The sequence below is a fragment of the Campylobacter sp. CFSAN093229 genome (assembly GCF_011068225.1).
Taxonomy (GTDB): domain Bacteria; phylum Campylobacterota; class Campylobacteria; order Campylobacterales; family Campylobacteraceae; genus Campylobacter_D; species Campylobacter_D jejuni.
The window spans coordinates 117,265-141,096 of the sequence record NZ_JAAMXB010000012.1; the positions used below are offsets into that span (position 1 = coordinate 117,265).

General features: G+C 31.2%; 23 protein-coding genes and 1 other RNA gene. 2 read left to right on the forward strand and 22 right to left on the reverse strand.

The genetic code is table 11. The features are described 5' to 3' along the window. Positions 1-112: 112 nt before the first annotated feature. Positions 113-682, reverse strand: coding sequence for an elongation factor P (gene efp / locus FBE93_RS07000; RefSeq protein WP_165434314.1), 570 nt, complete (start codon positions 680-682; stop codon positions 113-115). 113 nt (positions 683-795) lie between these two features. Between efp and rnpB the strand changes: the two genes are divergently transcribed. Beyond that, positions 796-1,116: RNase P RNA component class A (rnpB, locus tag FBE93_RS07005), an RNA gene on the forward strand. Here the strand turns inward: rnpB and FBE93_RS07010 are convergent. From FBE93_RS07010 to FBE93_RS07110, 21 genes are all read right to left on the reverse strand, one after another. Beyond that, positions 1,113-1,388, reverse strand: coding sequence for a hypothetical protein (locus FBE93_RS07010; protein WP_002933471.1), 276 nt, complete (start codon positions 1,386-1,388; stop codon positions 1,113-1,115). The genes rnpB and FBE93_RS07010 overlap by 4 nt on opposite strands. Further along, entirely contained in the window at positions 1,369-1,755 is a 387-nt protein-coding gene (gene fliS / locus FBE93_RS07015) for a flagellar export chaperone FliS (RefSeq protein WP_002933464.1), read from the reverse strand. The genes FBE93_RS07010 and fliS overlap by 20 nt, the downstream gene beginning before the upstream one ends. 11 nt (positions 1,756-1,766) lie before the next feature. Further along, the gene (gene fliD, locus FBE93_RS07020; RefSeq protein ID WP_002933462.1) at positions 1,767-3,704 is read right to left on the reverse strand and encodes a flagellar filament capping protein FliD; all 1,938 of its coding nucleotides are present in this window, start codon (positions 3,702-3,704) and stop codon (positions 1,767-1,769) included. Between the two features lie 2 nt (positions 3,705-3,706). Then, positions 3,707-4,072, reverse strand: a complete 366-nt coding sequence (locus FBE93_RS07025; protein WP_002933458.1) for a FlaG family protein — start codon at positions 4,070-4,072, stop codon at positions 3,707-3,709. 156 nt (positions 4,073-4,228) lie between these two features. Continuing rightward, positions 4,229-6,031: a menaquinone biosynthesis decarboxylase gene (locus FBE93_RS07030; RefSeq protein WP_165434315.1), complete on the reverse strand. Its 1,803-nt coding sequence runs from the start codon at positions 6,029-6,031 to the stop codon at positions 4,229-4,231. Continuing rightward, positions 6,028-6,951 carry a hydroxymethylbilane synthase gene (gene hemC, locus FBE93_RS07035; RefSeq protein WP_002933453.1) on the reverse strand — a complete coding sequence of 308 codons (924 nt, stop codon included), beginning with the start codon at positions 6,949-6,951 and terminating at the stop codon, positions 6,028-6,030. Before hemC ends, FBE93_RS07030 begins: the two co-directional genes overlap by 4 nt. Then, complete coding sequence (fxsA, locus tag FBE93_RS07040; RefSeq protein WP_002933450.1) at positions 6,948-7,337, reverse strand: FxsA family membrane protein; 390 nt, start codon at positions 7,335-7,337, stop codon at positions 6,948-6,950. Before fxsA ends, hemC begins: the two co-directional genes overlap by 4 nt. Continuing rightward, positions 7,334-9,043: a proline--tRNA ligase gene (locus FBE93_RS07045; protein WP_072225840.1), complete on the reverse strand. Its 1,710-nt coding sequence runs from the start codon at positions 9,041-9,043 to the stop codon at positions 7,334-7,336. Before FBE93_RS07045 ends, fxsA begins: the two co-directional genes overlap by 4 nt. Continuing rightward, positions 9,027-10,325: a glutamyl-tRNA reductase gene (gene hemA / locus FBE93_RS07050; RefSeq protein WP_002933444.1), complete on the reverse strand. Its 1,299-nt coding sequence runs from the start codon at positions 10,323-10,325 to the stop codon at positions 9,027-9,029. The genes FBE93_RS07045 and hemA overlap by 17 nt, the downstream gene beginning before the upstream one ends. Then, complete coding sequence (locus FBE93_RS07055; protein ID WP_002933443.1) at positions 10,325-11,218, reverse strand: hexaprenyl-diphosphate synthase; 894 nt, start codon at positions 11,216-11,218, stop codon at positions 10,325-10,327. The genes hemA and FBE93_RS07055 overlap by 1 nt, the downstream gene beginning before the upstream one ends. 13 nt (positions 11,219-11,231) lie before the next feature. Then, the gene (locus tag FBE93_RS07060) at positions 11,232-11,768 is read right to left on the reverse strand and encodes a hypothetical protein (protein WP_002933442.1); all 537 of its coding nucleotides are present in this window, start codon (positions 11,766-11,768) and stop codon (positions 11,232-11,234) included. A gap of 2 nt (positions 11,769-11,770) precedes the next feature. Further along, entirely contained in the window at positions 11,771-12,034 is a 264-nt protein-coding gene (locus FBE93_RS07065; RefSeq protein WP_002854834.1) for a DUF2018 family protein, read from the reverse strand. A 138-nt stretch (positions 12,035-12,172) separates the two neighbouring features. Further along, the gene (locus tag FBE93_RS07070) at positions 12,173-12,730 is read right to left on the reverse strand and encodes a 2-oxoacid:acceptor oxidoreductase family protein (protein WP_002933440.1); all 558 of its coding nucleotides are present in this window, start codon (positions 12,728-12,730) and stop codon (positions 12,173-12,175) included. Further along, entirely contained in the window at positions 12,727-13,572 is an 846-nt protein-coding gene (locus tag FBE93_RS07075; RefSeq protein WP_002933439.1) for a 2-oxoglutarate ferredoxin oxidoreductase subunit beta, read from the reverse strand. The genes FBE93_RS07070 and FBE93_RS07075 overlap by 4 nt, the downstream gene beginning before the upstream one ends. After that, entirely contained in the window at positions 13,573-14,697 is a 1,125-nt protein-coding gene (locus FBE93_RS07080) for a 2-oxoglutarate synthase subunit alpha (RefSeq protein ID WP_002933433.1), read from the reverse strand. 8 nt (positions 14,698-14,705) lie between these two features. Beyond that, a complete protein-coding gene (locus FBE93_RS07085; protein ID WP_002933431.1) occupies positions 14,706-15,017 on the reverse strand; it encodes a 4Fe-4S binding protein in 312 nt (103 codons plus the stop codon). 13 nt (positions 15,018-15,030) lie between these two features. Further along, positions 15,031-15,900 carry a succinate--CoA ligase subunit alpha gene (sucD, locus tag FBE93_RS07090; RefSeq protein WP_052782881.1) on the reverse strand — a complete coding sequence of 290 codons (870 nt, stop codon included), beginning with the start codon at positions 15,898-15,900 and terminating at the stop codon, positions 15,031-15,033. 9 nt (positions 15,901-15,909) lie between these two features. Then, positions 15,910-17,073 (reverse strand): ADP-forming succinate--CoA ligase subunit beta, encoded by a 1,164-nt coding sequence (gene sucC / locus FBE93_RS07095; protein WP_002933428.1) that lies wholly within the window; start codon positions 17,071-17,073, stop codon positions 15,910-15,912. Continuing rightward, positions 17,074-17,976 carry a malate dehydrogenase gene (locus tag FBE93_RS07100; RefSeq protein ID WP_002933426.1) on the reverse strand — a complete coding sequence of 301 codons (903 nt, stop codon included), beginning with the start codon at positions 17,974-17,976 and terminating at the stop codon, positions 17,074-17,076. It abuts the gene before it with no gap. Beyond that, positions 17,973-20,177, reverse strand: coding sequence for an NADP-dependent isocitrate dehydrogenase (locus FBE93_RS07105; protein WP_002933424.1), 2,205 nt, complete (start codon positions 20,175-20,177; stop codon positions 17,973-17,975). Before FBE93_RS07105 ends, FBE93_RS07100 begins: the two co-directional genes overlap by 4 nt. Before the next feature lie 116 nt (positions 20,178-20,293). After that, positions 20,294-22,864, reverse strand: a complete 2,571-nt coding sequence (locus FBE93_RS07110) for a DUF3971 domain-containing protein (RefSeq protein WP_165434316.1) — start codon at positions 22,862-22,864, stop codon at positions 20,294-20,296. Here FBE93_RS07110 and mltG point away from each other — a divergent pair. Beyond that, the gene (gene mltG / locus FBE93_RS07115) at positions 22,779-23,780 is read left to right on the forward strand and encodes an endolytic transglycosylase MltG (RefSeq protein WP_002880964.1); all 1,002 of its coding nucleotides are present in this window, start codon (positions 22,779-22,781) and stop codon (positions 23,778-23,780) included. The two genes, FBE93_RS07110 and mltG, sit on opposite strands and share 86 nt — an antisense overlap. The last annotated feature ends 52 nt before the right edge of the window (positions 23,781-23,832 follow it).

The following is a 23,832-nucleotide window of genomic DNA, read 5'->3' on the forward strand; positions in this document are numbered from 1 at the left end:
TGAAGAAAAGTTTAAAAAAATATTTTTAAGAATGGAATGAGAAATTAAGTAACAAAATAAATTTTATATAAATTTAAAAAAGCCTTGGAATAGTCCAAAAGCTTTTTTTGTATTATTTGTTCGCTCTTTCTATATACTCACCACGCACAGTATCAACACGTATAACTTCACCTTCTAACACATGAAAAGGAATTTGCACTACCGCACCTGTTTCTAATGTAGCTGGTTTTTTATTTGATCCTTGAGTATCACCTTTGAAATTTGGAGCCGTTTCGATGATTTTGAGTTCAACAACTTGTGGAACTTCTACGCCGATAGCTTTACCATTGTGGAAAAGCACATCTACCATCATACCATCAAGCATCCATTTTTTTGCCTCACCCACATCATCATCACTTATAGCTACTTGATCATACGTTTGTGTATCCATAAACTGGCAATTTTCACCATCATCATAAAGATACTGCATGGTTTTATCTTCTAGATTTGGAGCTTCGCATTTATCGCCTGCATGGAAAGTTTTTTCAAGCACTTTACCATCAATAAAAGATTTGATTTTAATACGCACAAAAGCAGGGCCTTTACCTGGTTTTACATGCTGATACTCAACTATTTTAAAAGGAATTCCATCAATTTCTATTTTAAGTCCCTTTTTTAAATCACCCATTGAATAAGATGCCATAAATTTCCTTTGTTAAAAAATAAAAAATAATTTTATCAAATTTTGATTGATATCACAATAAAATTATTTTATTTGATAAAAAAATAAGTAAAATTACGTTAAAATCCAAATTTAAAGCATAGTAAATGCTCGCTTCTTTTTAGAAGAGGAAAGTCCGAGCTGCTAAAGACAAGCATTCCATCTAACAGATGGCTAGGGTAACCTAAGGGATAGTGCAACAGAAAGAAAACTACCACACAAGTGGAAAAGGTGAAACGGCGGGGTAAAAGCCCACCAGCGATTTTGGCAACAATTTCGGCTATGTAAACCCAATGTGCAGCAAGAAGGGATGGTTAGCGTCTTTGTTTTAACCCTTCGCTTGATTTTGTTTGCAAAAACAAAACTAGATAAATGAGCATTCAAGACAGAACTCGGCTTATCGCTATGCTTTTTAAGATTTAAAATATGTCAACGCTTTTTGAAATTTTTGAATTTCAACAGCCTTTGTTTTTTTCTTTTGCTCAATTAGTACAACAGCTTCTTGTAAAAGAGCTTGAATTTGATAAAATACATCATTTGCATTTTCTTTTAAAAAATCTTCTGAAGGCGATTTTTTGGCTAAATTTTTAACAAAAGCTTTCATATCAAGTTCATCAAGTAAATTTTTAAGTTTGTTAACATCTTCTTGAATTAATGCGAGTTTAAAATCATTGAGCCATTGTTTCATTACTATGCACTTCTCTCCAAGCCTCTAGTAAACCTTTGGTTACATTTATAACTTCATTAATTCTTTCTTCGTTATTTTCTAAATTTGCCAAAGATAAAAGTTGAATTTCTCTTGTATAAAGCCCACTTAAATAATGCGCTACATCTCCACCTTTTTCATAATCTAAAGTATTAATAAGTTCTATAAAAATAGCCGTTGTCCTTTTTACAAAATACACTCTTTGCTCTATATCTTCATTTCTTATAGCTACTTTAGCTCTTGCACAAAAACGCAAAATCCCCTCATAAAGCATTTCAATAAGTTTTTGCGGAGATTCTATCCCCGCTTGATTTTGAGAATAAGCATTATAAGCTAAACTATTTTGCATCTTTTTTATCCTTAATTATTAGAATTATTCGCTGCGTTAATCATATTAGTTACAGTTGTTAATTGCTGATTAAGTTTATTTAAGATGCTCTCATATTGCAACCATTGATTTGCCATAGTTTCATATCTTGTATCAATCAAAGTTTGAGTTGATTCTTTGGTTTGAGTTAAAGACTTAGTATCATTTGTTAAACTCTCATCGTATTTTGTTAAAGAGCCATTTGTGCCAGTTATGCCTTGTAAAGTTGTTTTAAGCTGAGCAAAAACACCCACACCTTCAACTGCCTCAGCGGCAATGCTCGTTTGGCTTAAGCCAAATTGTTTAAGAAATTCACTATCTCCTTTTATGGCAAAATCAGAACTTCCATCGGTTTTAAAATTAAGCTTATATCCTTTTTCTCCATCTTTATCATAAGATTCAACTTTAACTGTTAAACCTTCAATACCTTTACTATTGATATGATTAGCCAAATTTTGAAGCATTTCTTGTTCTGTTTTTCCTGTTAATTTAAAATCAGTTCCATCAGCATTTTTAGATAAATCATAAGTTTCAAAATTCGTAACAATTTGAAACTTACCTGAAGAAAAACTTATACCTTTATCATCACCTTCGCCCACATATTTGCTAAGACTATTTTCTTTAATCAAATCACCAGTATAGTTTATATCCTTGTATTGAGTAATGCCTGAAAAAAAGCTTTCAGTTAAATCAGGATTTTCCTTCATCTTGCTTTCAAAAGTAGAAGAGTCAAAATTTAAAGTCCCTGAGTCAGTCATACTTAGACCATAATCTTGCAAAGAAAGCATTACTTTAGTATTTACCTTATTACCATTATCATCTTCTACAGTACCATCAACCGATTGGGTTTTAAAAAGCACAGAAATGATACTAGATCGTATAGAATTTACCTCTGTCACACCTTGTAATGAACCCTTAGTTCCTGTTTCGCTGTTATAGTCTGTAGCAGCATTAAGATTTAACACTAAGTCATTATAGGCATCAACCATATCTTGCATAGCTTTAGTAACAGACTCACTATCTTGCTGAACATCAAAATTGATTTCACCTGTTTTGTTTAAGGTTAAAGTAATCCCTACTCCAAGATCAGTTATAGTATTGCTCGATCTTGTCATCTTAATACCATCCATAGTAAATTTAGCATCTTGGGCTTTTTGTATATGCAAAGGATCATCTTCACTATCGATAATACCAACGCCTTTTTTACTTTTAGAAGGGTCAAAATCTTTTAAAGCATCTTCATCGAGTTTCCAACCAAGACTTTCAAAAACACTTTTAGCATTTTCATCAACCTCGTATTTACCATTAGAATCTTTTGCACCCGGATAAAAGCTTATAGCACTATCTTCACCTGTTTCCTTGCTCGTTAAGGTTAAGCGATAAGGTGCGTCTTTTTCTCCTGTATTTACCATCTTAGCAACAATCTCTCCGCCTGTAGCAGTATTAATCTTATCAACTAAATCACTATAGGTTGTATTTTTATCTATAGTAACGCTATATTCTTTTCCATTAGAAAAAAAAGTTAAATTTGTAGGTTCTTTTAAACTTGCATTGATAATTCCTGTATCATTTACCAAACCCTTACTTTGATAAACATCTTTTTGGGCAAGTTGAGTTACATTGATATTCATACTTTGCAAAGCAACGCCTGAAGTTACGCTAAGGCTTGCAGGAGGATTATCGGTAATACTTGCTATAACTTTTCTTTTTGCAAAAGCCGTAGAGTCTCCTAAAGACGATACAGCCGCTTGAAAAGTGGAAAGCTTAGTTTTAAGCTCAGTTAAATCTTTTTGTTTTGTTGTATTTTCTTCGATTTTTTTAGTATAAGGATCAATGCGAGCTTTTTGTTCAGCTTCTTTCAACTTATCTAAAGTATCTTGAGTTAAAACTCCAGAACCAAATCCTAAACTAGATAAACTACCAAATGCCATTTTTAACTCTCCTTATCAAATATCATTCCTATCACATCTCTAAAATATTCAGCCAATCTCATAGCTTCTTCGCTAGGAATTTGACGAATTTCCCTTCCAGTACTTTTTTCAGTCACGCTAATATACATAGAATTAATTTTATCGCTATAACCAAAACGAACATTAGTATCTAAAGAATCCATTTGTTCATTTAGCTTTTTTGTAATATCAGCTAACTTTTCATTCACACCTTGTTGTTGCCCATCATCGCCTCCTTGGCTTTGACTTCTATCGGTTTGAATGTTTGAACTAGCCTGTGTCTCACTTGTTCTTTGGCTAATGTTTGCCAAAGCTGTATCCATTTGTCCATTTGCCTTCGATATTTCCATTTTAAAATCCTTTTTAAAATTTCCTATTGCTAGTTAAAAGCTTATATCGACAAATTTATAAATTTATGAACACCTAGTAAAGAAAAATTTATTTTTCAATATAAAAAAACAATAAGCAAAAACTGTGCCAAAATTTTAAAAAAAATCTCAACTATCTTAAAAAATTTCAAATTTATTAAAAAGATCTGGATTATTTTCTAAAATATTACGCAAGATTAAATCTTCTATCACGCTTTTAGTGCAATCTGTTTGCTTAGGCCAAGTTTTTAAATAACCCTCAGCCTCACCCTTAGCACTTGCATCCACCCCAAGTCTTTTTTCTTTGATAAAAATATCTCTTTTAGCATCTATGTTATTTACCACACGCCATACAAGCATATAAGGATTTTCAAGCTTATTTTCAGTATCTAAAAATACTAAAATCCTAAAATGCTTTTTAAATTCCAAAAGCTTATTAAAACTTTGTTCGATTTTTTCTTTTTTATCAAGTAAAATGCAAACTATAGGACTTTTGCTTTCTTTATAAAATTGCTTTAAATTTAAAAGCTCTACCCTAGTTTTAAAAAGTTCTAATAATTTTTCATCTTCTAAAATTTCAAGCTCTTCTACTTGTGTTTCTTCACAAGCATCAAGTCCTGCTTTACCCCCAAAACAAGAATTAGGCGAAGCATGATCTAATTGATCACAAATTCCTTCTGAAATTAAAATTTTTTTCGTATCAAAACGATTTAAAATATACGAGATTAAAGCATCATAATTCTTCAAAGAAGGTGCGTTTTTATCCACAAAAATTGCATGTTTTACAAAACTCATTTGTCCTACTCCCCAAAATGCGTGCATGATTTGTTGTGCATGAGCTGGATATTTTGCATCGATTTTTGCTAAGATAAGATTATGAAAGACTCCATTTTCAGGCATATTATAATCAAGTAAATCAGGCACCGAAGTTTGAAGCAAGGGTAAAAAAATTCTTTCAGTACCAAGCCCCATGATCTTATCTTCTAAAGGAGGTTTCCCTACAACCGTTGCTTGATAGATCGCATCTTTTTTAGCATAAATTTTTTCTACTTTCATCACAGGAAAAAGTTCAGCAGGAGTATAAAAACCTGTATGATCTCCAAAAGGACCTTCGATTTTAAACTCTTCTAAATCCACATAACCTTCAATGACTATATCGCTATCATAAGGCACAAAAATACCATTTTCACAAGGAGTAAGTTTTACAGGAGTTTTTTTAATAAAACCATAAAGCAAAAGTTCAAAAATTCCCTTAGGTAAAGGTGCTTGAGAACACCAAATATAAAGCGGATCTCCACCTATGGCTATACTTACAGGCATTTTTTTAAAACCAGCATTTTTGTATTCGTGATAAAAATTTGCTCCATCTTTATGAATTTGCCAATGCATTAAAAGTTCATTTTTATCACTCATTTGCAAACGATACATTCCAAGATTATTTTGAGTTTTATCTAAATTTTGTGTATAAACTTGCCCCATGGTGATAAATTTACCCGCATCATCTTCCCAAGTTTTAAGCACTGGAAGTTCTTCAAGTGAGTTTAAAATTTCATAATCATACAAGGCTTTATTTTTTTTCAGTCTTTTAGGAGGAACATTTTTAAAACTTAACAAATTCATAAAAAAATCCATTTTTGCTTTAAAACTCGTAGGAATATGAAGCTTGGTGAGTTTTGAAATTTCTTCAGCCACCTCTTCATAATCACGCCCAAAAGCTAAATTTAAAGCCTTTTCATTGCAAAAAGTATTCATCAAAACAGGAAATTTATATTGTTTATTTAATTTTTTATCTATAGGATTTTTAAACAATAAAGCCTTACCTTTTTCTCCTTTTTTAGCTTCTATATAAGCTAAATGAGCGATTTCAAGATCTACATCTACAGGCTCTTCAATTACCCTTAAAAGATCATTTTCTTTTAAAATTTGAATAAATTCTTTCATATCATACTCTCAGCTTTTTTTAAAAGTTCTTTAGCACCTTTAGCAATAAACTCCTTAGCCAAACTCTCTCCAAAACCTTTAAAATCATTCTTTTTAATCATTCTTTTATCTTTTAAAATTTCACTTCCATCGGGTAGTCCAAGTACTGCACGCACACAAATTTCGTCTCCTAAAAGCTCTGCGTTAATACCTATAGGAACTTGGCAACCCCCTTCTAAAGTAGCAATAAATTCTCTTTCAATGCTTGTTTCAATCAAAGCATTTTCATCATTTAAACATTTTAAAAGTTTTAAAATTTTTTCATCATTTATGCTTTCTATACCTAAAGCTCCTTGAGAAGCTGCAGGAATAAGCTCATCTTTGCTAAATTCATAAACAAAATTCACTTGCTTATCTAAATTTAAGCGTTTAATTCCCGCCATAGCTAAAATAATCGCATCAAAATCATTATTTTTTAATTTCTCTATACGAGAATTAACATTACCACGCAAAGAAACAATTTCTAAATCGGGTCTTAATAACAAAAGCTGCATCTTGCGTCTAAGACTAGTAGTGCCTATTTTTGCACCTTTTGGCAAAGAAAGAAAATCTTTATAATTTTGACTTAGCATAGCATCATTGCTTTGCTCTCTTTTGCTTACCGCTGCCAAAACTAAACCTTGAGGAAAAAAACTAGGCACATCTTTTAAACTATGCACCGCTAAGTGTGCTTCTTTTCTTAACATACTTTCTTCAAGTTCTTTTGTAAAAAGTCCTTTGCCGCCAATTTTTGCCAAAGGAGAATCCAGTAAAACATCGCCTTTTGTTTTAAAACCTTCTAAAAACACTTCAATTTGATGTGTATTTTTTAAAATTTGGGCTACATGTTCACTTTGCCAAAGAGCTAATTGACTTTTTCTTGTTGCGATAATAAGCTTCATTTTCCATCCTCTATAATTTCAACATCAATGATTTCTTCATTAGAATTTTGATACTCTTGCTTAGTGTATTGATATTTTGATTTAGTTATTAATTTCAAAGCAATACCAAAGAAAAATACAAAAATTCCAAAAACGCTTGTAATAATCCCTGGAAAAACAAGTAAAAACCCTGCGATAACAAAAGAAAACTGCGTCAACATATCCTTTAAGCCACCCATTTGAAATTCAAGCATATTTTTCCAAAAAATTCCCAATAAAACCGCACCAAAAATCATACTCAAAAGTATGAAAAATAAAAAATTACCAAAACCAAAAAAAACTATAAAAAGCACACTTGCAATAATTTCAAGTACAAATAAAGGACTTAAGCTTAATTTATAATTCATAACACTTTCTTTTTAAGAATTTCCATAAGTTCATCAGTTTTTATAAGTTCTTTTATCAAACCTTCTCTTTGGATAAACTCTATTTCATTATTTTCTAATCCTTTGCCAACAACTAGCGCATAAGGAAAACCCATAAGTTCAAAATCATTCATTTTAACCCCAAAACGCTCATTTCTATCATCAAGCAATACCTCTAATCCAAGATTAGTTAAATCCTCATAAAGCTTATTAGCAAATTCTAAAACCTTTTCATCTTTGAGATTTGAAACAATAATTTCAAGCACAAAAGGAGCTAAAGTTTTATTCCAAATACATCCTTTTTCATCATGACTTGCTTCAATAGCTACAGCCAACAAGCGTGAAACACCTATGCCGTAACATCCCATATAAAAAGCTTGGCTTTTGCCATTTTCATCTAAAAAATTTGTATTCATCGCTTTAGAATATTTTTGTCCTAGTTTAAAAATATGCCCTACTTCTATACCTTTGCTTTGTTTTAATTTTGCTCCACATTTAGCACAGCAATCCCCTTCTTTAACTTCAATCAAATCTTTAAAACGATCTTTGTTTAAATTTACAACATCAATGCCGATCAAATGATAATCTTTTTCATTCGCACCCATAATCATTTGTTTTTCGTTTTCAAGCTCAAAATCTATATAAAAATCTATATCTTTTAATCCCACAAAACCTATAAAACCAGCTACTAAACCAGCTTTTTCTAATTCTTCTTCGCTTGCATCGACTAGTTCAAGGGCATTGCAAGCATTTTGAGCCTTGATTTCTTGTAAATCATCACTTCCTCTTATAAAAAACACAACTAATTTGCTTTCATTTTCATAAATAGCTTTTTTTACCACTGCTTTAATCGTATAAAAAGCATTAATTTTAAAAAATTGCGCTAAAGAATCTATAGTTTTAATATTTGGAGTGTGAAATTTACTTGCATAATTTGCTTCAGGACGCTCATCTTGACAAATTTTTTTAGCTCTTTTTGCAGCTTCAACATTAGCCGCATAATCACAATTTTCACAAATTAAAATATCATCTTCCCCATTTTTTGCCAAAACCATAAATTCCTTAGAACCGCTTCCACCAATAGCCCCACTATCAGCTTCAACTGCTCTAAAATCAAGTCCCATTCTTTGTAAAATTTGAGAATAAGTTTTATACATAAGCTCAAACTCACGCCCTAAATCTTCTTCATTAGCATGAAAACTATATCCATCTTTCATCAAAAATTCACGACATCTTAAAAGTCCAAATCTAGGCCTCGCTTCATCACGAAATTTAAGTCCGATTTGATATAAATGCAAAGGAAGTTGTTTATAACTTGTGATTTTGTTTTTTACCAAAGAAAGCATAGCTTCTTCATGTGTTGGACCTAAAACAAATTCATTTTCTTTTCTGTCTTTAAAACGCAAAAGTTCTTTTCCAAAAACATTATAACGCCCACTTTCTTGCCACAAACTTGCAGGAGTAATAAAACTAAGATTTACTTCTTGTGCTCCAGCCTTATCCATTTCTTCTTTAACTATATTTTTAATTTTGTCCAAAACTCTTTTTCCTAAAGGCAAGAAATTATAAAGTCCGCTACCAATTTGTTCTACAAAACCCGCACGTGTTAAAAAAATATGACTAGGCAAACTCGCATCTTTTGGCGCTTCTTTTAAACTTGGTGCATAAAATTTAGTAAATCTCATCATTATTCTCCATATCAAATTCACATTTATATTGATTTAAACCTTCAAGATTATTTTGTAAATCAAAAACATAACGCATAGCATTAATTACTGTATCACTTTGCATTTTACCTTGTAAATGTTTCAAATTTACAGTAGGCGTGTGTAAAAAAGCCTTAAAAACTTGATGAATCAACTTTCTAGCCTCTTCTTTATCGGATTTTTTCAAATATCCTTTTTTTAACGCAATTTCAAGTTGTTTATCTGCATATTCTTTAGCTTGCAAGCGTATAGCTTTGATAATAGGCATCAAAGCCAAATCGTTTAAATACCTAAAAAATTCACTTGTTTCACGACCTATTATCCCATAAGCCATGCGAGCTTCTTGTTCTCTTAGTGCTAAATTTTTTTGAACTACAATCTCAAGATCATCTACAGCAAAAACAGATATATTTTCATTTTCATTAATATCAATATCCCTTGGAACTGCAATATCAAAAAAATACCTTTTGTAAGGAAGTTCTTCTATTAAAGAATTTATAATAATAGCATTTGGTGCATTAGTAGCAGAGAAAAAAAACTCATATTGATTTAAATATTTTTTTAAATTTTCTAAACTATCATATTCGCTTAAAACACCAAGTCTCTCACACAAATCTTTAGCTTTTTGCAAGTCACGATTTAAAATAATCACTTTAGCACCCGCAGCAATTAAATGTTTTGCCGCAAGTTCTCCCATCTCTCCAGCTCCAATAACAACAGCTTTTTTTTGCGTTAAATCTGCAAGTTCTTTTGCTTTTGCTACAGCAACGCTAGCTACAGAAATAGGATTTTTAGAAATTTGAGTTTCATTACGTACCTTAGCAGCGCATTTAAAAGCACTATGCACTGCTCTTGAAAGGTGTACTCCACAAAAGCTATTTTTTACAGCAAAAGTAAAAGCATCTTTTAATTGTCCTGCTATCTGAGTTTCTCCAACCACCAAACTATCCAAAGAACTTGCTACAGAAAAAAGATGGTGAATTGCTCCACTATCTTCAAAAATATCAACTTTTTCAAGTAAAATATCTTTATCCACATCACAAAGCAAAGCCAAAGATTTAACAATAAACTCCGCACAGGCCATTTTTACAAAAGCAACAATTTCAACACGATTGCAAGTACTTATAACCAAACATTCTTCAATATTTTTATGAGTACTGATAATTTTTAAAAACTCACTTTTTTTAGCTTCATTGGAAAAGCTTAACTTTTCCCTTAAGGCAATATCTGTATTTTTATGAGTAAAAGATATACAATAATACATTAAAATTCCCTATCTATCATAGCTTTAATAGTATCATTAAGCTTGTTATTATCATATTTTTCAATCGCTTTGCTAGCCTTTTTTGCATAAGTTTTAGCTTCTAAAATAGCTTTTTCCAAAGCTTTTTGTTCTTCAAATTTAGTTTTTAGCCACTCTTTTTCATTTTCATTTAAATCTTTTTTAAATAAAGTCTGCAAATATATCCTATCTTGTTCTTGTAAATTTTCATAAAGATAAATATAAGGTAAGGTAGTCTTACCCTCTTTAAAATCATTCATAGCAGGTTTTCCAAGAATTTTTTCATCACTCTTAATATCTAAAATATCATCAATCATCTGAAAAGCGAGTCCTAAATTTTTACCATATTCTGCAAAATCTTTTTCATATAACCCAGCCAAAATAGCTCCGCATCTCGCACTTGCTTCGATCAAAACAGCTGTTTTATTATAAATCATTTTCAAATAAGCTTCTTTATTGATATTAAATTTCTCTCCCAAATCAACATCCATAAGTTCACCTATAGCAAGCTTTACAACAGCATCTGAAATAATACTTGCAAATCTAGCATCCATTTTGCTCAATTCATAAAAGGCTTTTGAATACAAAATATCACCCAACATAAGAGCATTTTTTGTACCAAATTCAGCATTGACAGATCTTGCTCCACGCCTTAATTCACTCTCATCGATAATATCATCATGTAACAAACTAGCAAGATGTATCAATTCTATAGTTGCACAAATTTTAAAAGCAATCTCACTCTCATCTGCGATAGCTAATAATAATTTAGAACGTAATTTCTTTCCTGATTTTACATTTGAAAGCATATTTAAAATAGGTTCATAGTCAAGCTCTTGTAAAAACTGTTTTATTAATTCATCTATTTTTTGCACTATCTTTTCCTTGTTAATTGCTATTATTATTTTCTTTGTTTGTTAATGGTTTTACCTGAGGTTCGTTAAAATTAATCATAGGAACAACCTGATTGTTTTGCGGTGGATTTTGTAAAGCTTTTTTTCTCGGATCTAAAAATTCTACCATTAAACGAGATTCCTTATCTTCTATATAAACTGTAAAAGTTGCCAAACCTTTATTATAACCACTAAATTCTAAAATCAGTCTTGCTCTATCAATATGTGGATTGGTATAATCAGGTATTAAAGTTTGAGTTACCCAATCTAAATTTCTTCTTAAACTCATCACAAATTGACGCGGATATTTGCGAAATTTCGAATGTACGATGATATTAGTATTATCAAACAAAGTCCAATAAAAATCAAAATTTTGCACCTTATCTTCATAGCCTATTTCTTTAATCTGCACACTAGCTCTCTCATCTTTTTTAAGTATAAATTTATAAGTATAATCAAAAGTTGGTTCAGATGCTAAAACATTGCTAAAAATAAAAAAAATACAAATTAAACAAGGGCTTATTTTAAACAATTTTAGCCTTCGTGTCCTAAAATTTTTGCGCCTAATTCTATATAAATATCATTTTGCCTTTCTTCTATAAAATCACCATTTTCTAATATGAAATTTTTTACATCCATTTCTGTTAAACCTTGTTTTTCCAAAAGTTCCACCATAGCAATATGATCAGCAAAAAATTCCTCAAAAACTTTTTCTAAGGCTCCTAAATTTCCATTTTGTATAATTTCTATAAATTTTTCTTTTGGAGTTTTATTAAACATTTCATCAAAAAAATCCATTAATTTTCCTTGAAAATATAAGTTTTTGATTATAAAATTTTAATCGTTAAAAGTAGCTAAATTAAAATAATTAAAATTTAAATTTTATTTGCAATATGTAAAATTTTAGAAGTTAAATTCCGCATGGTGCGGAATTTATTATGAATGTAGTTTTGCTTGAGTAGCGTATTTTACACCCAAATCAAAAGCTTTAGCATTTGCGTCACGAGTTTTTGCAGGAACCATATGAAGCATAGTTTCCTTTAAAACATCTAAATCTATACATTTGCTCATATAAGCAGCAATTGCAAGTGCTACAACTGATTGAGTAGCCACATTTCCTACCTCATCTTTAGCTATGGTAATAATAGGAATTTCAAAAATTTGCCATTTTTTATAATCTTCACTTTCAGGATGTACCAAATTTGGCTCTACAACTATGATGCCTCCTTCTTTTACACCGCCACGAAAACCTTTATAGCCCTTATCTGCAGTCGAAAGCATAAAGTCTATCTCCCCTTCTACAGCATAAGGAAATAAAATTTCTTTATCATCAATGATAATATCCACCTTAGTAGGGCCACCACGCACTTGTGAAGTATAAGTTGAAGCCTTAAAAGCTTGGCGACCTTCTTTAATGGCTGCTTCTGCTAAAATTTCTCCTGCGGTGATAACACCTTGTCCGCCTTCACCGCCAAATCTTAATTGATATTTCATTTTAAAGCTCCTAAATCCACCATTCTTTTTTCTTTGGCTGCACGACGTACTTCTTCATAAGCGTGGCAGTATTCTGGCTGAGAATTATCCTCATGTAAAATTCCTGTTGGAAATTTATCTTTTCTTTCTTCAAAATCCATGCTTTCAAATTTAGCTTTATCTACAACACGGTTTTTAATCCAATCAAGCATAGCCACAGCTTCACCCATTTTGTTTTTTCTGCCTAGATTGATATGACAATTTGAAAAAACATCTACAAAACTATAACCTTTATGTGCTAAAGCTTTGTAAATTAAATTTTCAAGCTTATTAGCTTCAATCACATTGCCCCTTGCCACAAAAGAAGCTCCTGCAGCTTTAGTTAATTCACACGCATCAAAATTAGGGTCAATATTTCCAAATTGAGCTGTTACTGTATAAAAACCTTTTGGAGTAGTTGGACTTGTTTGAGAATTCGTAAGTCCATAGATAAAGTTATTGATCACAATGTGGGTTAAATCAATATTTCTACGACAACCATGTATGGTATGATTTCCACCAATTGCCAAAGTATCGCCATCTCCGCTTACTACAATAACATGTTTGCTAGGATTGGCTAATTTAATACCTGTTGCATAAACTATTGCTCTACCATGAGTAGTATGAACTGTATTGCAATTTACATAAGAACTCATTCTACCACTACAACCTATACCCGAAACAAGACAAACATCATCCATATTCCAACCAAGTTTTTCTATCGCACGGATAATACATTTTAAAACAACACCATCGCCACATCCCCAGCACCACTGAGTAGGCATTTTATCTACTCTTAGATATTCATCATAATTAAAAGCCATTTATATATTCTCCTTTACCTTAGCAATAATTTCACTTGGAGCGATAGGACGACCATTTGCACGGTGCAAGCTAATAAAATCGCGACGCGAAGTTACTCTTTCAATCTCTTCAAGATATTGTCCCATATTAAGCTCGCTTACCATTACTTTTTTAAATTTGCTTACAACTTCAGCAATTTTTTTCTCAGCCACTGGATAAAGAGTAATTGGACGGAAAAGTCCCACTTTAATCCCTTGTTCTCTTAATCTTTGCATAGCTTCTTTTGCTGAACGACTTACGCTTCCATAAGCAATGATTAAAAATTCAGCATCATTAAGCATATACTCTTCATAAGCACAAATATCTTCTTGATTGTTTTTTATTTTACCTATGAGTCTTTCCATATTTTTTTTCACTATAGCTCCATCTTCAGTTGGAAAACCTATATCTCCATGATGAAGTCCTGTAACATGATAACGATAACCTGTAAAGAAAGGATTTAAAGTTGCAGGCTCATTTTCTCCTGCTGCATAAGGTTTATAATCCTTTTTATCTCCTTCAAATTTTTTACGGTTATACACTTTAATATCTTTTAAATCAGGTAAAACCGCTTTACCATTCATGTGCCCTACAGTTTCATCCATAAGTAAAAATACTGGAGTCATATATTTTTCAGCTAAATTAAACGCTCTAATGGTTTCTGTATAAGCTTCTTCAAGACTTGCAGGAGCAATAGCAATACTTGCAAAATCCCCATGAGTTGGTGCTTTAGCTTGAAACAAATCTCCTTGTGCTACACGAGTTGGAAGACCTGTCGAAGGACCACCTCTCATAACATTTACAATTACAAGTGGAATTTCAGCAATAAATGCAAGTCCTATTTGCTCTGCTTTTAAAGAAATTCCGGGACCGCTACTTGCAGTCATGGATTTTACTCCACTCATTGCCGCACCAATAGCCACGCTAATACCTGAAATTTCATCTTCCATTTGTATAAAAGTTCCATCATTTGCAGGAAGCATATGGCTTAATTCATGAGCTATCTCACTACTAGGAGTAATAGGATAACCTCCAAAAAATTTACATCCACAATCAATCGCAGCTTTGGCGATTAAAACATTACCTGTTGCTATAACTTCTCTCATTATTTTTCCTATGCTAATTTTTTGTATTTGTTATTTTTTACGGCTACAGCTCTATCTTTAGACTCAGTAGTAAGTTTGGCAAATTTAAATTCATCTCTTTTTGCCACCATAATAGCAAAATCAGGGCAATGTGTCTCACACTCGGTACAGCCTATACAGGATTCAGGGTGTACTACCTCTATCATTTGTCCTAAAACCGCATGCACATCATCGCGCATAGCTAAAACCCCAGCGGGGCAATAGCTAACACAAATATTGCATGCTTTACATCTATGCTCATCTACCCAAACAGGGGTATCTTTTGGAGCTGTCATACTCATGTTTTTTCCTTTATTAACCTAATATTTTTTGAATTTCTTCACCAATTAAAGCCGGAGAATCCACCACATGAATTCCATAGCTTTTTAAAGCTTCTTTTTTAGCTGCAGCGCTTTCATCAGCACTTCCTACTATGGCACCTGCATGCCCCATTCTTTTACCTTTTGGAGCAGTTGCACCTGCAATGAATGCTACCACAGGTTTGCTAATATTTTCTTTAATAAATTTAGCTGCTTCCACTTCCAAACTACCACCAATTTCACCTATCATTACAATAGCCCTAGTTTCATCATCTTTTTGGAATTCACTTAAAAGCTCTTTATAAGCAAGACCTATAATAGGATCACCGCCAATTCCTACTGCAGTAGAAATTCCATAACCACCTTGAACTACCTGATTGGCAGCTTCATAAGTTAAAGTTCCACTTTTTGAAATAAGCCCCACGCAACCTTTTTTAAAAATAAAACCTGGCATAATACCTAACTTACATTCTTCAGAAGTGATAATACCTGGACAATTTGGTCCAATGATTTTCATACCCTTTTTATTAGCATATTGCTTAGCAAACATCATATCCTTTACAGGCGTATGCTCTGTGATTACAACTGCAAGCTTAATACCAGCATCAGCTGCTTCAACCACGCTATCACCCACAGCAAAAGCAGGCACAAAAATCAAGCTCACATCAGCCTTTGTTGCTTTAACCGCATCTGCAACAGTATCAAAAACTGGTTTACCTAAATGAGTTTGTCCACCTTTATGAGGAGTGACACCTCCAACTATATTTGTACCATAAGCCATGCATTGCTCAGCGTGAAAAGTTGCTTCTTTACCTGTAAAACCTTGAACTATTACTTTTGTATTTTTATTAACCAATATACTCATTTTCCATCCTTATCCTACTAAACTTTTTACAAGCTCTGCACCGTTTTTAAGATTGGTTGCTGCTTTGATATTTTTAAGATTTGAATTATCTAAAATTGTCTTTGCTTCTGCTGCGTTAGTACCATCAAGACGCACTACAATTGGAATATTTACCTCAACATTCTTAGTAGCTTCTAAAATTCCATTTGCTATCCTATCACAACGAACAATACCGCCAAAGATATTGATAAATATAACTTTTACATTCTTATCTCTTAAAATGATTTCAAAAGCCTTTGCAACAGTTTCAGGAGAAGCTCCCCCACCTACATCTAAGAAATTTGCAGGTTTTGCACCACTATAATTAATAATATCCATAGTTGCCATTGCTAGACCCGCACCATTTACCATACAAGCTACATCTCCATCTAATTTCACGTAGCTTAAGCCAAATTCAGCCGCTTCTCTTTCAGCAGGATTTTCTTCAGTAATATCTCTAAGTTCAGCAATTTCAGGATGACGATAAAGCGCACTATCATCAAAACTGCATTTTGCATCAAGGGCATAAAAATCCCCTTCTGCAGTTTTAATTAAAGGATTGATTTCAAGCATATTCATATCTTTATCCATGTAAAGCTTATAAAGTTTAGCTATCATAGAAATGAGTTTTTTGCCTTCATCTTTATCAAGTCCTAAAATTCTCGCTACTTCAAGTCCATGAAACATTTTAAATCCAATTTGTGGATCAATACCTACTTTTGCAATTTTTTCAGGGCTTTCTTTGGCTACTTTTTCTATATCCATCCCTCCTTCACTTGAAGCGATAATGGTAATTTGCTCTGCCATTCTATTAAATAAAATAGCCAAATAATACTCTTTTACTATATTAGCGCCACTTTCTATATAAAGTTTTTGCACGAGCTTACCTTCAGGTCCTGTTTGATGAGTTACTAAATTCATTCCTAAAATTTTACTTGCATAATCTTTTACCTCATCTAAATTCTTAGCGATTTTAACACCACCACCAAGACCACGGCCTCCTGCGTGAATTTGAGCTTTAACTGCCCAAACACTACCGCCTAATTCTTTAGCATTAGATACAGCTTCATCTACGCTAAATGCAACTTTTCCCTTTAAGGTAGGGATGCCATTGTCTGCAAAAATTGCTTTTGCTTGATACTCATGTATGTTCATTTATTCTCCTTTATATTGATATTTGATTAAAGATTTTTCTAATTTGTCTTTTTCTTGCAAACTAAGATCCATTTTCATGATTTCAATCACACCTTCAAGTCCTAATCTTGCCATAACTCCCAAGGCTTTGTTTTGCACTCCAAATTCTCCATGTAAAATCACACTCATAGGTAAAAACTCGCCACTTCTTATAGACTCAAGCATTCTTATACAAGCACTAGCAGGGGCTAAATAAGCTGAAGTTTTAAGATGTTTGATTACTTTAGCTCCACCTGTTTTAACTTCATTTTCTAAATCCTCAAATTCTTCTTCATTTAAAAATTCGCTTATATTTTTATTTTTAACACTTGCGTAAGATTTTACCAAAACCATATCATCATTATGAAAACCAATAAGTCTTGTATCCACGCTTGACATTTTGACATTAAGTTTTTTGGCAAGTTCATACTTAAATCTTGCATTGTCTAAAACACCCGCCATGGCTATAATTTTCTTTGATGAAAAAATCCCGCTTTCATAAAGAGTATTAAGTAGAAAATCCACAGGATTAGTTAAAATAATAAAAAGCGGATCTTCTGTAAAATCTTTAATTTTTTTAGCACAATCAAGCATAATGCTTGTATTTAACTGAAGCAATTCTTCTCTACTTTGCCCATCTTTTCTAGCAAAACCTGCACTAAAAAACACTATATCTGAATTTTTGGTATGAGTATAATCTTTAGTGCAAAGTAAATCTATATTTAAATTTAAAGCAGCTATGCTTTGAGTAAGTTCTAGTTCTTTTGCATAAAGCAAATCCTCATTAATATCTACTAAAACAATTTCATTTGCTATTTCTCTTAAAATCAAAGCATAAGCTACGCTTGAGCCCACATTGCCAGCCCCTATAACAGTGATTTTCATCTTTGTCCTATTTTTTCTAAAATAGCGTTAAAAGTTGCACTTGGACGCATGATTTTATTTGCTTTTTCATCATCAAATTTATAATACCCACCCAAATCCACTTTCACACCTTGCGCATCGTTAAATTCGGCTCTGATTTTTTCTTCATTAGAAGAAAGCTCTAGGGCAATATCTTTAAAAAAGCTTTGAAGCTCCATATCACTTGCCTGTCTTGCTAAATGATTTGCAAAATACATTGCTAAGTAAAAATGACTTGTTCTATTGTCATCTTCTTTAACTTTTCTTGATGGAGCTTTATTATTTTCAAGCCATTCGCCTATAGCCTCATCAAGACATTCTGCTAAAACCTTAGCTTTATGATTACTACACTTATTTGCATAAAATTCCAAACTTGCTTGCAAAGCCAAAAATTCACCCAAACTATCCCAACGCAGATGATTTTCTTCGACTAATTGTTCTACTTGTTTAGGTGCTGAACCCCCTGCTCCTGTTTCAAACATAGCTCCACCCTTTAACATAGGCACAACAGAAAGCATTTTTGCACTTGTTCCAAGCTCTAAAATAGGAAAAAGATCGGTTAAATAATCCCTTAAAACATTACCCGTGATAGAAATAACATCTTTACCTTCTCGGATTAACTCTAAACTTCTTAAACAAGCTTCTTTTGGAGTTAAAATGGCTATATTTTTACCCTTTTCTTTTAAACGATTTTGTACCAAAGTTATCATGATTTTATTACTAGCTCTTTTGCTATCTAACCAAAAAATAGCTTCGGCTCCACTAAGTTCCGATCTTTCTATACCTAAATCAATCCAATTTAACACCGCATCAAATTTAGCTTGATTGGCTCTATAAATATCACCTTTTCTAACCTTATGTTCTAATAAAACTTTACCCTCAGAAACTATTTTAAAAGTTCCTTCTTCTTTAGCCACAAAGGTTTTATTGTGCGAGCCATATTCTTGAGCCTTTTTAGCCATTAAACCTACATTAGATACACTGCCAAGTTTTGAAGGATTTAAAGTACCATTTTTATGCAAATCTTCAATAACCGCCTCATAAATAGTTGCGTAAGTTTGATCAGGAATTACGGCATTTGTGTCCTTTTCCTTACCTTCCTTATCCCACAATCTTGCGCCATTTTTAAGCATTGCAGGCATAGAAGCATCAACGATAACATCGCTTGGAACATGAAGATTTGTAATGCCTTTATCGGAATTTACCATAGAAATATCTGCAGATTTAGCTAAAATTTCATTGTATTTTTTTAAAATTTCATCTTTTTTGCTTGAATTTTCGATCTTACTTAAAAGTTCACTTAAACCATTATTTGGATTAATACCTAATTTTTCAAATTCATCTTGAAATTCGATAAATAATTCTTTAAAAAATACTTTTACTGCATAACCAAAAAGTATAGGATCACTTACTTTCATCATTGTAGCTTTTAAATGCAAAGAAAAAAGCACATCATCATCTTTGCTTGCTTTAATTTCTTTTGCATAAAATTCCTGAAGTTTTTGCACATCCATAAAAGTAGCGTCTAAAATTTCATTTTTTTCAAGTTTTAAGCCCTCTTTTAAAATTTCTTTTTTACCATCAACGCTTGTAAATTCTATATTAGCCACACAATCTTGATCGATTAAAACCGCTTTTTCATTAGAGAAAAAATCCCCTTCTTTCATGTAAGAAACACGAGTTTTTGAGTTTGGATTAAACTCAACCACACGATAAGGATTGTTTTTTGCATAGTCTTTTACCGCTTTTGTTGAACGACGATCTGAATTTCCTTGTCTTAATACAGGATTAACCGCTGAACCTAAAACTTTTTGATATTTTGTTTTAATTTGCAATTCTTCATCATTTTTTGGCTCATCTGGGTAATTTGGTAACATATAACCCTTATCTTGCAATTCTTTAATCGCCGCCTTAAGCTGAGGAATAGAAGCTGAAATATTTGGGGTTTTAATAAGATTTGCATCCGATCTTTTGACAAGCTCGCCTAAAAGCTCTAAAGCATCTTCACATCTTTGTTCCTCTTTTAAATACTCACTAAAACTAGCTAAAATCCTTCCAGACAAAGAAATATCCGAGGTTTTTACTCCTATATGTGCCCTACTTAAAAAAGCTTTCACTATAGGCAAAAACGAATAAGTCGCAAGAGCTGGAGACTCATCTGTTAAAGTATAAGTAATTTGCATTTTTAGTCCTTTAAAATACTTATTTTTATTTTCATTTTTAAGTATATTACAAATAAAAAAAAATGCAAGAGTAAGTTTAAAGTTTGTTTTAGTTTTCAAACAAACTTTAAATATTTTTAATTAAGTAAATTAGCAGGAAGTTGTATGATATTTTTAATAAGATTAAAAGGAGTTTTTAGAGTATCTGTTAAAATTTCGGTATGAAATTTAGGGTCATCTATACTTCCATCTATTTTTAAGTTTGTGCTAATTTCTTGATTTTTACCTAAAATTACATAATTTAAAATTGGAACCTTGGATATAGCTTCTGAAGCTGATTTTAAAGTTTTAAGCTCTAAACTAAAATCCACTGTATTTAATCTTAAATTTGCTGATCCTAAACCATATATATCTACACTATCGCCGTTTAAATTAATAGCTGAAACACTTAAAAGATCTTTTTTTCTATTAAAAATAATCTTTCCATCATGTAGGCTTAAACCTTTTTGATTAAAAGTTGGAGATTTAAACATCAATAAACTTGGTACAGTATCAATAAAGGAAATAAGCTGATTTATACCTCTTAAATCCTTCACATAAGTATTTTTAAAATCGATCTGTCCATCAAAATACTCCAATCCACTTCCTTTTATACTTAAGTTAAACACTCCATCTTGAACAGCTTGTTTTTGTAAAAACTCATTTAAATAATTATCATCAATATTGCTAACGTTTAAATTTAAATCATTAGAAGAATAATAAAGATCAAATTTTGCATTTCCTCTAGAACCTTTAAGATCCAAAGCATTACCTTTTAAATCAGCCTCTACCCTATCAAAAGCCAAAGTTTTATTAGAATCTGGCAAAATTAAAGCTACATTTGCTCCACCAAAACTAATATTTTGGGTATTAGTAGAAATATCAAATGTTGAATTTGAAGAGTTGGAATCTTTTTTATAAATATAACTTAAATTTTTCAAATGAATTTCTTTATTATCAGAACTTATTTTAGCACTTGCTGTATCACTTTGAGTATGAATTTCCATAATGCCCTTATTTTTTACAATATCAAAGCTATCATTTTCATAAGGAGTTTGACCGTTGATAAGTAAATTATTTTTAAAATAAGCATCATTAACGCTTACATTAAAATCTTCAAAATTTAAAGTTTTATAATAAACATTTTTAGCATCAATAAACCCAAACTTTTTAAGTAATGGAGAAAATGAAAATAAAATCTTAGGATTATTAAGATTAGCCTCAAGTCCATCTTTAAAATTTAAAATCAAATTCCACTGAGGAATGCTAATGTTAACATTTTGCGAATAATCTAATTTTACTTCTACATTTTGATTTTTTAAATCTAAAAGCTCCCCATTGTCAAAATAAAGCCTTGAAATCTGAGTATTGAAATTTCCTTGTTGTTTTTGTAAGTCAAATTTAGCATTAAAATCAGCCTCTAAAAAGCCATTTTTAACACTAGCATTTTCTATATTTAAATCATTTTGATTTAATTTTACAAATGCTTTTGTAATATTAAAATCAACCAAAGAAATACTAGCATTCTCTAAAGCTAAAATACCACTATAAGAAATTTCACCCTTATCATGAAAATCAATTTTAAGCTCTAAATCACTTTTAATTTTTCCGCTTTTTTGATAAAAAGGTAATGAAAAATGATAATCCTCTAAAGCTTTAGCAAGTTTTTCGTCAAATTTTAGATTATCAGACTTAATGCGCAAATAAATCCCAGCTTTTTTTTCATCAAACAAATCATATAGATAAACCTTACTAGAACTTAAATCAGCACCATTATAGAAAGCTTTATTAAAGACAAAATCAAGCTTTTGTTTGTTTAAATTTAAATCGAGTTTTGGAATTTCAATAGCATTCATTTTATCATCCAAACGAACTTTGACATTATTAACATAACCTGATGCGCTAATATTGTCTAAATAATAATTATCTTTAGTAAAATCTATAAAGCCCTGCAAATAATCTAAATGATAAAATTCTCCCTTAGCCCTATATGCTACCCAAAGATTTAAACTCTGCGGAAGTTCTATTCTTTTATTAACTCTTTTAAAAATTTCCGTAATATTTCTAATGTTTAAATCTTCTATTTTATAAGCTAAATTTTTATCTTTGTAAGAGATACTTGCGTTAAAGTCAAGCAATTCTCCACTTGCTCTACCTTGAAAATAATAAAACTCACTCTTAGTATTGATACTTAAATTTCCATCAATATTTAAATCATAATCTTTTAATAAAAGTTTTTTAATATTAGCTATAAGTTCTTTATTTTGACGCTGTAATGTTAATTTTAAAAATAACAAATCATTATCTATAAAAAATTCATTATCTTTAAATAAAATACGCACATGATTATCTTTGATATTTAAATTTTGTATATCAATCTCTTCAACAAAAGTATATAGATATTTTAAATTTTTTGTTATTTTTAAAATCTCTGTTGAAGCATTATCAGAAGAGTGAGTTTGTGATGAAATTTCGGAATTTTGAGTCTCATTTATAGTGATATTTTTTGCTCGTACAATTAATTTTTTATCTAATTTAATATATAATTGTTCCAATTTTAAAAAATCAAATTGGATACTAGAGATGACAATCCCATTTTTAAGCACTATAAACAAAGCTAATATAAGCACAACAAAAAATACAACAATATATAAAATTTTCTTTTTCATACGCAACTTCTTTTTGATATTTATTTTGGGGATTTTTTATTATCTAACTCAGCCTTTAAAAAGCAATTCTGTGGTATTTATTCCCCAAGGTTCAATTTCTCAAATTATAACATATTTAAAGCAAAATAAATATCAGATGAGTAGTATTGATAAATATATTTTATTTTTTTTAGGACACCCTCAATCAGGCTGGATCAACATAGGCACAAAAGATTTAAATAGGGCTGAATTTCTACATAAACTCACTATTGCTAAAGCAGCACTTCAAACCATTACTCTTATCCCAGGAGAAACAAGCGTAATCTTTTTAGAACAAGCAGCCAAACAACTTGAACTTGATAAAGATATGCTTTTAAAAGAATTTCAAGCTCAAGCTCCTTATGATGAAGGAGTTTTTTTACCAGAAACTTATAAAATCCCAAAAGGCATTACAGAAAATCTACTCATCCAAATGCTTTTAAACCATGCTGAAATTTCCAATAAAAAAACTTCTGAGAAAATTTTTGGTGATTATAATCCAAAAAAATGGCACCAATATATCATCATCGCTTCTGTAATACAAAAAGAAGCTGCTAATGACAATGAAATGCCTATAGTTGCAAGCGTAATTTATAATCGACTTAAAAAAGGTATGAAGCTTCAAATGGATGGAACTTTAAATTATGGAATTTATTCCCATGTAAAAGTTACCCCACAAAGAATAAGACAAGATAATAGCTCTTATAATACCTATAAATTTACAGGATTGCCTAAAGAAGCGGTTTGCAATGTTTCTTTAGCTGCTATTCGTGCAGCTATTTTTCCTTTAAAGACAGATTATTTATATTTTGTGCGTGATAAAAATACTGGAGTTCATATTTTTAGCACAAATATAGATGATCACAATAAAGCCATAAATTTACAAAAAGGAAAATAATTTTGATATTTTTATACAAAATAGTTAAATTGGAACAGTATTTGCTTGTTAA